The organism is Microbulbifer hainanensis, assembly GCF_014904735.1.
GTDB classification, from domain to species: Bacteria; Pseudomonadota; Gammaproteobacteria; order Pseudomonadales; family Cellvibrionaceae; genus Microbulbifer; species Microbulbifer hainanensis.
Genome location: NZ_JACZCR010000015.1, coordinates 57423 through 69975, shown reverse-complemented (window position 1 = coordinate 69975; position 12553 = coordinate 57423). Strand labels below are relative to the sequence as shown.

The 12553-nt window shown below is 58.5% G+C and carries 10 protein-coding genes; 5 read left to right on the top strand and 5 right to left on the bottom strand.

Annotated elements, in window-relative coordinates; translation table 11 throughout:
- Positions 1 to 1012: 1012 nt before the first annotated feature.
- The 4 genes from IG168_RS05225 to IG168_RS05210 all read right to left on the bottom strand — a co-directional run bounded on the left by IG168_RS05225 (position 1013) and on the right by IG168_RS05210 (position 3995).
- On the bottom strand, positions 1013 to 1591 hold the full coding sequence (locus IG168_RS05225; protein ID WP_193162506.1) for a hypothetical protein: 579 nt from the start codon (positions 1589 to 1591) through the stop codon (positions 1013 to 1015).
- A 115-nt stretch (positions 1592 to 1706) separates the two neighbouring features.
- On the bottom strand, positions 1707 to 1925 hold the full coding sequence (locus IG168_RS05220) for a DUF6500 family protein (RefSeq protein WP_193162504.1): 219 nt from the start codon (positions 1923 to 1925) through the stop codon (positions 1707 to 1709).
- 322 nt (positions 1926 to 2247) lie between these two features.
- Positions 2248 to 2997 (bottom strand): SDR family NAD(P)-dependent oxidoreductase, encoded by a 750-nt coding sequence (locus IG168_RS05215; RefSeq protein ID WP_193162502.1) that lies wholly within the window; start codon positions 2995 to 2997, stop codon positions 2248 to 2250.
- Positions 2998 to 3074: 77 nt separating this feature from the next.
- Positions 3075 to 3995, bottom strand: coding sequence for a LysR family transcriptional regulator (locus IG168_RS05210; protein WP_193162500.1), 921 nt, complete (start codon positions 3993 to 3995; stop codon positions 3075 to 3077).
- A gap of 159 nt (positions 3996 to 4154) precedes the next feature.
- On the opposite strand from IG168_RS05210, the gene IG168_RS05205 reads away from it, so the two are divergent.
- The 4 genes from IG168_RS05205 (at position 4155) to IG168_RS05190 (ending at position 9830) form a co-directional block, all read left to right on the top strand.
- Entirely contained in the window at positions 4155 to 5600 is a 1446-nt protein-coding gene (locus tag IG168_RS05205) for an NAD-dependent succinate-semialdehyde dehydrogenase (RefSeq protein WP_193162498.1), read from the top strand.
- An 84-nt stretch (positions 5601 to 5684) separates the two neighbouring features.
- A complete protein-coding gene (locus IG168_RS05200) occupies positions 5685 to 6995 on the top strand; it encodes an aminotransferase class III-fold pyridoxal phosphate-dependent enzyme (protein WP_193162496.1) in 1311 nt (436 codons plus the stop codon).
- A 316-nt stretch (positions 6996 to 7311) separates the two neighbouring features.
- Complete coding sequence (locus tag IG168_RS05195; protein ID WP_193162494.1) at positions 7312 to 7893, top strand: HdeD family acid-resistance protein; 582 nt, start codon at positions 7312 to 7314, stop codon at positions 7891 to 7893.
- Between the two features lie 131 nt (positions 7894 to 8024).
- A complete protein-coding gene (locus tag IG168_RS05190) occupies positions 8025 to 9830 on the top strand; it encodes an aminotransferase-like domain-containing protein (RefSeq protein WP_193162492.1) in 1806 nt (601 codons plus the stop codon).
- Positions 9831 to 9848: 18 nt separating this feature from the next.
- On the opposite strand, the gene IG168_RS05185 is transcribed toward IG168_RS05190, so the two are convergent.
- A complete protein-coding gene (locus tag IG168_RS05185; RefSeq protein WP_226876550.1) occupies positions 9849 to 10775 on the bottom strand; it encodes a helix-turn-helix transcriptional regulator in 927 nt (308 codons plus the stop codon).
- Positions 10776 to 10986: 211 nt separating this feature from the next.
- Here IG168_RS05185 and exaC point away from each other — a divergent pair, with 211 nt between their 5' ends.
- The gene (exaC, locus tag IG168_RS05180; RefSeq protein ID WP_193162490.1) at positions 10987 to 12507 is read left to right on the top strand and encodes an acetaldehyde dehydrogenase ExaC; all 1521 of its coding nucleotides are present in this window, start codon (positions 10987 to 10989) and stop codon (positions 12505 to 12507) included.
- The last annotated feature ends 46 nt before the right edge of the window (positions 12508 to 12553 follow it).

Genomic DNA, 12553 nt, shown 5'->3' with positions numbered 1-12553 from the left:
CAATGACGCATAACGCCGCCGGCAGGGGCAGCTTACCTTGTGCGCTTTTTGCGCGAAAATGGGAGCACAGCGACCAGCGCAAAATGTGCACAAGGTAAGCTGTCCCGCGGAGGGCCGAAGGCCCGGAGCGAATTGCCCGGCCTTGTTATGTGTGGCACTAGGCACAGCGCGTTCTAAGATACTTGGCTAGTGCACCAATGGGAACCAAAATGGCTGACCAAAGAACACTAAACGCGAGAATTACGACCACCCCAGAGCCCGCTCCACTTTCGAGCTCAATGTTCATTAGAAACGCCGTAATTAAAGCCAGAATGAAACAAACGATTGTCATTCTATAGGGCGGGAGCTTATAAGCATCCGGCAACCACAAATATGCACATAGCCAAATTACAAGGCTAGGAAATAACGCTACGCAAAGTAGAAGCAGCATAACCAAAACGAATAGAATAATGTCCATGCTCTACTCTTGCTCTTACTTACACATAACGCCCACGGCAGGGGCGGCTTACCTTATGCGCGATTTGCGCGAAAATGGGAGCGCAGCGACCCGCGCAAAACGTGCATAAGGTAAGCCGTCCCGCGGAGGCCCGGAGGGCCGTAGCTTCACTGCCCGTGATTGTTATGTACACTTGGCTCCCAGCTCGATTGGATGCTCCTTCAACCACTGTGTGTCATTTGCTTTGGTTGTGAAGTTCCACTGCGTTTCATGATTAATACTACTATCTATGAGCAATTTCAGTGACGCTACCCTTCTGCACTTAACACGATAGTAGCTGAGCACGTGAACGACATTGTCCAGATGTTCTTTATTTAGCAGTTCTGGAGCGGCCCTGATTCCAATGCCGTTCTCATACACCAGGGGCTGATATTGACTCATTTCATCAGCAATAGCTGTTGCCGAAATTGCTAGAAGTAGTGACAGTGCTAAGAATTTCATTTCAGTACATAACGATTCTGTGCAGCGGCGAGCGTAGCGAGTCCGGCGCCGAAAGGCGCGAACTGCCACGGTTTGTTAGGCGCGGTTGAATACACCGCACCTCTTAATTTTGGCCTTTGTTTTAAGTATCGCATCTTCAACTTTATCGTTATCGATATAGGTTATCGTTAGTAGGTGCTCGATCCAAGCCTTATAAGATTTTTTTGCTTTACGCTTGTTGCCAGAGTGAAAATACAAGTCAGCTGCATAAGAACTTAGCGCACTATCATCGCTCAGCTTATCTGCGATATCTGAGCAATCTTTGAACGACGAGAAATATGGGGCGATGACTTCGTCATACTGATCTATGAAACGTTGCAGTTGTCCTTCCAAAAATCTCACATTATGACAAGGAATTTTTTTCGCCAACGGAGACAGCGAACCGCCAGTAAAGTAGCAATTGCAATACGCTCCTCTATCATCATCTAGCTCTACTGAGTTTACTAGCAACATAATATTAAAGCTGTTTTTATCGATGCCTCCGTTATCAAAAGCAATCATTAATCTTACGCCGTTCGACTGTTCATTTTTATAATAGCCGCTTGAGTAAATAAAGCCTTTGCCAGACATAAACGGATCAATAAACTTTCTGACATTTTTCGAAAAGTTACGCATTTCTCTTAGCGCCTAACGCCCGGCACAAGGGCAGGCAAATAAGCACAGCGTTTTGGCTGTCCCAGCGACCAAAGGGAGCGATTGCTGCCGCTTGTTATGTGCTTGGTGGCCAAAGTTAAACACCGGCTTTAACCATGTCTTTAATTTTGCTGGCCTTTTCGAAGTGGTCTAATTTATGAATTTCAATCCACCACCGGGCGGCCTCCATAAGAACTTCAGGCTGATCGTTCTTGTTCTTAAAAAATGCATAAAAGGATAGCCCCACATCCGCGCCTTTTTTCTCAATTTTCTGATCACATACTTTAATGATCTTTTCTCTAAGTTTTTCTCGCAAATCACTATTCCTTTGATGCAGCACATAACAGTTTATTCAAAAGCATGGTTATATATGACCATATGGGTATATCTAACCATTCATATCCACATATAGCCACAAATGCCCAGATATAGCCATGCCTATATCCCCTATTAATTCCGGATTGCGATGAGGTCGCGCGGAGTCCCTGAGGGCGGATTAGTTTTCGATCTCCAGTGTTTCCGGAAATGACCTCACCGCCGGACACGCCTCGCGGCCAGGACAGCGGAGTCGCTTTTATGCTGTGTCTGTAGGGTAAGAGCCGGTGACGGTGGTCATTGCGGCAAATCGATTGCGGTTCTCAGGCGTTGGCTCCGCCGTCGATCAGCATGGCACTGCCGGTGATCTGGCGCGCTTCTTCCGAACAGAGGAAATAACAGAGAGATGCGACTTCTTCCGGTCGAGTGATGCGTCCGGTCGGCACGGCCGCGTCGTTTTCGACCATAGCATTGGCGTACTCCACGCCGCGCTGGATTGCTTCCTTCTCCAGCATGGGCGTGTCGACATCCCCCGGGCAGATGGCATTGATGGTGACCCCATCCGTGGCGTGGTCCAGCGCCATGGCTTTGGTCAGCATCACCAGTGCCCCTTTACTGGCGCAGTAGGCAGCAGCCTGCTGGCCTCCGTGTAATCCCCAATCTGAGGCGATATTGACGATACTGCCGCGACTTTCGACCAGGTGGGGAATGGCCGCGCGGGACAGGAAGAAGGGCGCGTCCAGATTGGTGGCCATTGACTCACGCCATTCATTGTCTGTGGTGTCAGGCGCGGTTTTGCGAAAAATGATACCCGCGCAGTTTACCAGGGCATCCAGCCGGCCGAAGTGCGCGACTGTCTCGGCCACCAGCGCGCAGCAGTATTGGTTGTCGCGCAAGTCGCCGCTGAAAATGGCGCTTTCGGCCAGTGGGGTAGCGGTATCTTGCAGCCGGTCCCGATTGCGTCCAGCCAGCATGACTTTCCAGCCCTGCCGCGTGAACTTGTTGGCGATCGCCTGCCCGATGCCGGAGTTCGCGCCGGTGACCAGCAGAACTTTGGAGGAGGTTGTTGTCATCGTTATTGCTCCTTTGTTGGATTTTTGTTGGTACCGCGAGGAGATCATTTCCTCGCTAGTTGACGCGCCGCAGCCGATTAGTCTTGGATCAGGATTGAGTCCAGGAACAGCCGCACCGCGGGATGCTCCGCAGCACTGCGCTTGAAGGTCGCCGCATTCTGAATCCGATAGCGAAACCGCTCCGGGTGCAGGGCGATCAGCTCCCCGCTCTGCACATACCGCGCTGCCAGGTATTCCGGCAGGAAGCCGACGTATTGGCCCGATAGGATCATCGCTAGTCGCGCGGCCATATGATTGGCAGTGGCCTTGTGCGGGAACAGGCGGTACAGATGGGCGGCGCCGGAGAGGACGGCGTGGCTGGGGGCGGCCAGTTCCTGCTGGGTTAGCAATTCCTCACCCACCTCTGCCGTGCCGGCACATATATGAGTGCGGGCACAGTAGAGCAGCGACTGGTGGTGGAACAGTGGCTGGTAGTCGAGGCCGGGGCGGCGGGAGTGCAGCGGGTTGATACCCACGTCGGCGCGGCCGGCGAGGATCTCCAGTTCCAGTTCCTGCGGGGCGGCCAGCTGCACATCCAGCTGCAGTTGCGGCGCCTTACCCTTGATGCGGGCGATGGTGGCGGGCAGATCCAGTTGGGGGATTTCCAGCACATCGTCGGGCAGCACGATGCGCAGGCCGCCGGTGAGCTGGGACTGGATGGCGTTCACCTGGCTCTTGAAGGCGTCCAGGTGGCCGTCCAGTTCGTTGATGGCCTCGAACAGTGCCTCGCCCTCGGGCGTGAGCTTGAAATCGGCGCGGCCGCGGGAGCGCAGGCACAGCTGCATGCCGAGGCGCCCCTCCAGGTCGGAGAGGTGGGTGCTGATGGTGGAGCGGCTGATATTCAGCGCCACCTCTGCCGGCGCCAGGCCGCCGGCGCGCACCACTTCGCGGAAGACCCGCAGCAGGCGCAGGTCCATATCGCTGAGGCGCCCGCCAATCGCATTCTTCGCTTTGCTCAAGGCCGTGTGCTCCGCTGGTTGACCGGGGAATCACCGAGCATAGGCCAAAGTTTGATAAAGGTAAATTTTAGTTCGAAAAATACTACTATGCAGCGCCAGTGGCCAGCCGCAGAATCCGGTCAACAGCTGTAAAGACCAATAATTGCAAGGAGGTTGGCGGTGCAACTGGCAAATCCGAATTTGTTGAAGACCCAGAACTATATCAACGGCGAATGGCGTGACGGTGCGTCCACCCTCGAGGTGCGCGACCCGGCCAATGGCGATCTGCTGGCCCAGGTGGCCGATGGCAGCGCCGCCGATACCGAGGCGGCCGTAGCCGCCGCCAGTGCCGCCTTCCCGGCGTGGAAGAGCAAGACCGCCGGCGAGCGCGCCGCAGTGCTGAAGCGCTGGTACCAGCTGATCATGGACAACGTCGACGACCTGGCGCGTATCCTCACGCTGGAACAGGGCAAGCCGCTGGCGGAAGCCAAGGGCGAGATCGCCTACGGCGCGTCCTTTATCGAGTGGTTCGCCGAGGAGTGCCGCCGCGCCTACGGCCAGACTATCCCGACCCACAACCCGGCCATGCGCCTGTCCACCATCCGCCAACCGGTGGGTGTGGTGACTTGCATCACCCCGTGGAATTTTCCCAATGCGATGATCACCCGCAAGGCGGCACCGGCACTGGCGGCCGGCTGTACCGTGGTGATCAAGCCGGCGGTGGAGACGCCGCTGTCCGCGCTGGCGCTGTGCCAGCTGGCGGAGGAAGCGGGCCTGCCGGCGGGTACCATCAATATGGTGGTGGGATCAGACGCCCCGGCCATCGGCAAGGTCTTGACCGAAGATGACCGAGTGGCCAAGTTCACCTTTACAGGCTCCACCGCCGTGGGCAAATTGCTGATGGCTCAGTGCGCCAGCGGCGTGAAAAAGATGTCCATGGAGCTGGGCGGCAACGCGCCGTTTATTGTGTTCGATGACGCCGACCTGGATACCGCGGTGGCTTCCTGTATTGCGACCAAGATGCGCAATGCCGGCCAGACCTGTGTGTCCACCAACCGCATCTATGTGCACGAGGCGGTACACGACGCCTTCGTCGCCAAACTGCGCACCGCCATCGAGGCGCTGCAGGTCGGCCACGGCTGCGACGACAGCGTCAGTGTCGGCCCGCTGATTCACCGCCGCGCTGCGGATCGCGTGCAGGGGCTGGTGCAGGATGCGGTGGAAGCCGGTGCTAGCGTGGAGCTGGGTGGCGAGTACCTGCCCCACGGGGAAAACTATTTTGCGCCTACACTGATTACCGGCGTGAACGACGGCATGCGCATCGCGCAGGAAGAGATCTTCGGGCCGCTGGCGCCGGTGCAGAAATTCACCGACGAAGACGACGTTATCCGCCGCGCCAATGCCACACCCTACGGCCTGGCCGCGTATGTGATGAGCGAAAACATCCGCCGCGCCAATCGCGTGGTGGAGGCGCTGGAATACGGCATGGTGGCCTGCAATACCGGTGTATTCTCCACTGCGGTTGCACCGTTCGGTGGCTGCAAGGAATCCGGCATCGGCCGCGAGGGCGGTGTCGAGGGCATGGCAGAGTTTTACGAAACCAAATACTGCTGCTTTGGTGCCTGATGCAATGCGGAGCGAACAAAGCGTTCGCCCCGCTGAAACAAAACACGTTCACTGATTTAAATAGGGAAATCGCGGAGCGAGACCATGTCAGAACTGAAAACCGATGCATTCTGGATGCCGTTTACCCCGAACCGCACTTTCAAATCCGCGCCGCGGATCGTCGAAAGTGCCGAGGGCATCTACCTGACCGAAAAAGGCGGTCGTCAGATTATCGACACCACTGCCGGCCTCTGGTGCAGCAACGCCGGCCACTGCCGCGCGGAAATCGCCGATGCGATTCACCAGCAGGCGAAAAAGCTGGATTACAGCTCCATCTTCAATTTCGGCCACGAGCTGAGCTTTGAATATGCCGAGCGCCTGGTAAAACACACTCCCGACGGCCTCAACCATGTGTTCTTCGGCAACTCCGGTTCCGAAGCGGTGGAGAGTGCGCTGAAAATCGCACTGCAATACCAGCACGCGCGCGGCAAGGGCACCAAGGCCATGTTTATCGGCCGTGAAAAGGGTTATCACGGGGTGAACTTCGGCGGTATCTCCGTCGGTGGTATCGCGCCCAATTACCAGACGTTTGGCCAGCCGGTGAAATCCAACCACATGCGCCACACGCTGGATATCGAGCGCAATGCGTTCAGCCGGGGCCTGCCGGAACACGGCGTGGAACTGGCGGAAGACCTGGAGCGCCTGGTGCACTTCCACGGTGCCGACCAGATTGCCGCGGTGATCGTCGAGCCGTTCGCCGGTGCCGGCGGCGTGATCCTGCCGCCGAAGGGTTACCTGCAGCGTCTGCGTGAAATCTGTGATCAGCACGACCTGCTGCTGATTTTTGATGAAGTCATTTCCGGCTGGGGTCGTACCGGTTCCGCGTTTGCATCCATCGAGTGGGGCGTGACTCCGGACCTGATGACTTCCGCCAAGGGCATCACCAACGCGGCAGTGCCGCTGGGTGCGGTGTTTGTGAAGGATCACATTTACAAGACGGTGATGGATGCCGCTCCGGAAGGCGGTGTGGAGTTCTATCACGGTTACACCTATTCCGCGCACCCGGTCGCCTGCGCTGCGGGTATGGCGACACTGGATATCTACGAGCGCGAAGGTCTGCTGACTCGCGCCAGTGGCGAGATCGGCAAGCACTGGGAAAATGCCCTGCACAGCCTGGCGGATATGGACCAGGTGATCGACGTGCGCAACTACGGCCTCGTCGGTGCCATCGAACTGCGCGCGCCGGAAAACCTCAAGGGCCGCTTCGCTGGTAAAGTTTCCGGTATGGCCTGGGAAGCAGGTGTGATGGCGCGCGGTATTGGCGACGCGCTGTGTATGTCCCCGCCGCTGATTATCGAGGCGCATGAGATCGACACCGTGGTCGACAAGCTGCGCGGTGTGATCAGCGCACTCTGAGTCTGCGCCGGGCAGGGGTCGCCAAATGGCTACCCTTGCTGTCGCCAGCGTCTACACTAAAAAGAAGTGGCCCGTGGCCGCAATCAGAGCCTTTGCAGAGTCGGCTTTTGGATTGCGTCCACGGGCCGCTCTTTTTGGGCTTTTCACCGCTTCTGGAACTTTTTCCCAGAAAAACTGGTTGTACGCGTCCAGCGACCCTTAAATAGGCATTTGTTGAAAGCGTCCGGCGCGCGGCGCCGGCTGTTCACAGGTGTTGATGAAATAGATTTTCTCTATCTGTTTGATCCGCCTGCAAAAGCACTGCGGGGATCGCTATATGACTAACGAGACTCTGAATCTTGCCACCCGGCCGGTTCTCCAGGTTTTGTCGGAAAACTGGTGGTTGCTGCTGTTGCGCGGTATCTGCGCTGTGGCATTCGGTATTCTGGCCTTTATCTGGCCCGGCCTGTCACTGCTGACGCTGGTTATCCTGTTCGGGATCTACGCGTTACTGGATGGCTTTTTCGCACTGATTGCCGCCGTGCTCGGTCGGCACAAAGCCACACCGGTGTGGTGGTTGATTATCGGCGGGCTGGTCAGTGTTGCCGCCGGTATCGTTACCTTTATCTATCCGCAGATTACGGCGCTGGTGCTGGTGATATTTATCGGCAGCTGGGCGCTGGTGCGCGGGATTTTCGAAATCATCGGGGCCGTCCGCCTGCGCAAGGAGATCGACAAGGAGTGGTTGCTGGTTGCGATCGGCCTGCTGTCGGTACTCTTCGGGCTGGCCGTTCTGTTTAACCCCGGTGCCGGTGCATTGGCGCTGGTGTGGCTGATCGGTGCCTACGCAATTGCACTCGGGTTGTCGATGATCTGGCTGGCGCTCCGCCTGCGCAAACAGCACCAGATATCTGCCTGAGCCCTTTGACTCCCATCACTGTGCCCTTGTCGCCGCGCGCTTGATTTGCGCGTCGCGATAGGGGCATCATTCTTGCACCTCAATAAATAACGGGCTGCGCTTGCTGCGGCGCCGATAATAATGACCAGGTCATGACCGAATCACTGATCGTGCTGGACGCCCAGGCAGACAAGAGCCTGCAGACCCAGATACGGGAAAAAATCATTCAGGGTATTTTGTCCGGCAGTATTCCGGCCGGGCACAAGATGCCGTCGTCGCGCCGCATGGCGGAACAGCTCGGTGTCGCCCGCAATACCGTGGTGCTGGCCTACCAGCAACTGGTGGACGACGGTTTCCTGCTGACGCGGGAGCGCAGCGGCTTTTACGTATCCGAGGCGGTGCGCCAGCAGGGCATTATCAGTCACGCCAATGCGCTGCCCGGCAACGCCGGCAGTGAGTCCGATCGCGCCTTCTGGCGCGCGCACTGCAATCCCGTCTCCGTCAGCCGCCGTGCGCTGCGCGCGCGCCCGGCCAACTGGCTGCAGTACCCCTATCCGTTTGTCAGTAATGAATATGACCCGCACCTGTATCCGGGCGCCGAGTGGCGCGAGTGCACGCGGGATATCTACACCGCCCGCGAAGTGGCCCAGTGGGCAACCCTCGGCGGTAACGAAGACGACCGCCAGCTGGTCGAACAGATCTGTACGCGGCTGTTACCGCGCCGCGGCATCTACGTGGAACCGGGGCAGGTGCTGCTGGCCAGCGGCCTGCAACAGGCCTGCTATCTGCTCGGACAGTTGTTGCTGGGCAGCGGTCGCTCACTGGGGATGGTGCTGCCGGCCTGCAGTGAAACCGAAGAGATTTTCCGCCGCACCGGCGTCGACCTGCAGGCGGTTTCCATGGACAGCGACGGCCCGCTGCCACCGGACCTGGCGGGCAGCGATTGCTGGTTCCTGCAGCCGAATGCGCACAACCCCACCGCGCTCACCACCAGCCTGCAGCGCCGGCGCGAACTGCTGAGTGCCGCTGGCGAGCAGGGTGCGGTAATTATCGAAAACGATTGCGACCACGAGTTCTGTTATCACGGTAGCCCGCTGCCGCCACTGAAGAGTCTGAGCGGCGGTGAGTCGGTGATTTATCTCTACCAGTTCCCGAAGGTGATCGACCCGGGCATGCAGCTGGCATTTGTCGTGGCGCCGAAGCCGGTGATCCAGCGCCTGCGTGCGCTGCGCCATACGCTGCGCGAACGGGTGCCGGCGATCAACCAGCGCCTGCTGGCGAAATTTGTCGGTTCCGGCCACCTGGATGCGGCCAGCTTCCGCATCACCCAGCAATTGCGCGAACGCTGGACAGCGCTGGGCGAAGCTCTGATGCACCACCTGCCCAAGCTGCTGGTGCGCCGCGCCAGTTGCGGCACTGCCTGCTGGCTGGAGCTGTCGGAACGCATCAGCGCCGAGCAGATTCAAAAACAGGCGGAACAACAGGGGCTGCTGCTGGAAGTGGTGCGCGAATACAACGCCCTGCGCATCGGCTTCGCCGCCATCGAGGCGGACCGTATCGAAACCGGTGTCAGTATCTTGGCGCAGTTGATCAATGGCGAGGTGTCGCAGTCCGAAGAGACGCTGGATATCGCCGGGGGCCGCCGCCTCTATGCCGCCGACCTGAAAGCGGAATTCCCCGGTGCCGTGCTGCTCGGCACCAATGCCCTGGGAGAATCCTACCGCGTGCAGTTGATGGCCGATGGCACCATGCTCGGCTATTCGCGCAACGACGTGGATGTGGACGAAACCGATACCGGGCGCTGGTGGCTGGACGGAGATATGTGGGTGCGGCAGTGGCGCAACTGGTCCTACGGACGCAAGGCCAGTTTCCATGTGGTCATCGACGGGCACCGCATCAAGTGGTTCGGCGAGGGCGGCCAGCTGATCGACACGGGAATTCTCGCCCGCGAGGGCTGAGGTGGTTGCAGCGGGTTATCAATCGACCCGTTCGGGGGATTCTGCTGCGGTTTGCTCGCGATACTGTTTGGGGCTCACGCCGAACTGCTGGTGAAAGCGGCGGCTGAAATGGCTCAGGTGTCGGTAACCGAGATCGAAGCAGACCCGTGTGACCGCTTCACCCCGCTGCAGGCGCTCGCGCGCTTCCCGCATACGCAATTGCTGCTGGAATTCCAGTGGCGTACAACCCATGTGTTTCTTGAATTCGCTGAAAAACCGGCTGCGGCTCATGCAGGCGATTTTGCACAGGCGCTCGATATCCAGCGGCTGATCCAGCTGTTGCTGGATGTGGTAAACGGCGGCACCGAGCCCGTTGATCTCCGGGTTCTGTCCGCACAGGCCGAGCAGGAAATCCCGCGTCTGCTGGCGCAGCATGCGCACCACCAGCTCGCTAACTCCCAGATCGATCAGCAAATCCCTGTCCTGTGAATTCTCGCTGAAAGTTGCCACCAGCCGCTGCAATAGCGACTGGGTCGCCTGGCCGTGCGGTGTGTGAATCAGTGCATCCGGCCGGTAGCGCCACTCGCTGAATTCCCTTTCCAGTGGCGCGCTGTCATTCAGTCGCGTACAGATCTGGTCCACGCGGTCCCTGGATATCTCGATGGTCAGGCACGATGTCGGGCAATCTGTGCGCGCATCGGGAAAGTCGATTTCGATATGCGCGCCCGGCGCCATGACGAAGGATTCCTGCGGCAGGAATTCCGCGGTGTACTCATCGGCGCCGTGGATGATTTTGCGTCCACTGATCATTCCGCAATACAACAGCTCACCCGCAGACAGGCCTACCCTTTCCGCCGGCAAATAGGTGTCGTAAATGCTGAGTTCGGAGCTGGGGCCGGCAAAAGACACCCGGTTTTCCACCAGCTCCCGCGGCCGCAGGCGGCCACGCATCATCGCGTTTTGCATTTTTTTATTTTAGTTGCTGGATTCAGGATCAAGCGATGTGTACTGAGAGCAAAGCGCGCCCTCTCCCGAAATCCTAAATTTTTCCTGTGATGTCCGAAACCAGAGGTATGTCCGAAGGGCACTGATGCCGGGATCCAGGATTGTCCAGATTACTCCCGGTCTCGCGAGATAACAATGCCCGACAACAGCCACAACAAAGAGGATGACAGCGATGATTTATGCACAGCCGGGGCAGGAAGGCGCCCTTATCAACTTCAAGCCACGCTATGGCAACTTTATCGGCGGAGACTGGGTTGCACCGGTCAACGGACGCTACCTGCAGAATGTCTCACCGGTAACCGGTGAAGTCTTCTGTGAAGTTGCGGAATCCGGCGCCGAAGATATCGAACTGGCGCTGGATGCCGCGCACGCGGCGAGGGCCGCCTGGGGTAAAACGTCCGCCACCGAGCGGGCCAACCTGTTACTGAAGATCGCCGACCGCATTGAGCAGAACCTGGAAAAACTGGCGGTGGCGGAAACCTGGGACAACGGCAAAGCCGTGCGCGAAACACTGGCGGCGGATATTCCGCTGACCGTGGATCACTTCCGCTACTTTGCCGGTTGCCTGCGCGCACAGGAAGGCAGCGTCGCAGAGATCGACGAACACACGGTGTCCTACCACATTCACGAACCACTGGGCGTGGTCGGGCAGATTATCCCGTGGAATTTCCCCATCCTGATGGCCGCCTGGAAACTCGCGCCGGCACTGGCGGCGGGTAACTGCGTTGTGCTGAAGCCCGCCGAGCAGACTCCGGTGTCGATCCTGGTACTGATGGAACTGATCGGCGACCTGATTCCACCGGGCGTGGTGAATATCGTCAACGGCATCGGCGAGGAGGCAGGCCAGGCGCTGGCGGTCAGCAACCGCATCGCCAAGATCGCCTTCACCGGCTCCACCGCAGTCGGCGGCCATATCCTGAAGTGCGCCGCGGAAAATATCATTCCGTCCACGGTGGAGCTTGGCGGCAAGTCGCCGAATATTTACTTCGCGGATATCCTGCAGCAGGAAGAGGAATACATCAGCAAGTGTGTCGAGGGCACCGTGCTGGCATTCTTCAATCAGGGCGAGGTATGCACCTGCCCGTCCCGCGCGCTGATCCAGGAATCCATATACGACGAATTTATGCAGCGCGTGGTCGAGCGCACCAGAGCCATCCGGCGCGGCAACCCGCTGGATACCGATACCCAGATCGGCGCCCAGGCCTCACTGGAGCAGTTCGACCGGATCATGACCTATATCGAAATCGGCCAGCGTGAAGGGGCCGAGGTAATCTTCGGTGGCGGTGCCGAGGAAATGGGGGGTGAATTCCGCAAGGGCTTTTACGTACAGCCAACCCTGCTGAAGGGCGACAACCGCATGCGCGTCTTCCAGGAGGAGATCTTCGGGCCGGTGGTTGGGGTCACCACCTTCAAGGACGAGGCGGAAGCGTTGGCCATTGCCAACGATACCGAATACGGGCTCGGCGCCGGCGTGTGGACGCGGGACATGAACCTGGCCTTCCGCATGGGGCGCAATATCCAGGCCGGCCGTGTCTGGACCAACTGCTACCACCAGTATCCGGCCCACGCCGCCTTTGGCGGCTACAAAAAATCCGGAATCGGTCGCGAGACCCACAAGCAAGCACTGGAACACTACCAGCAGACCAAAAACCTGCTTGTCAGCTACGACACCAATCCATTGGGATTCTTCTGAGTACACCCTCAGTTTGGCGTTGATTGGGGAGCCTTTGCTCCCCTTT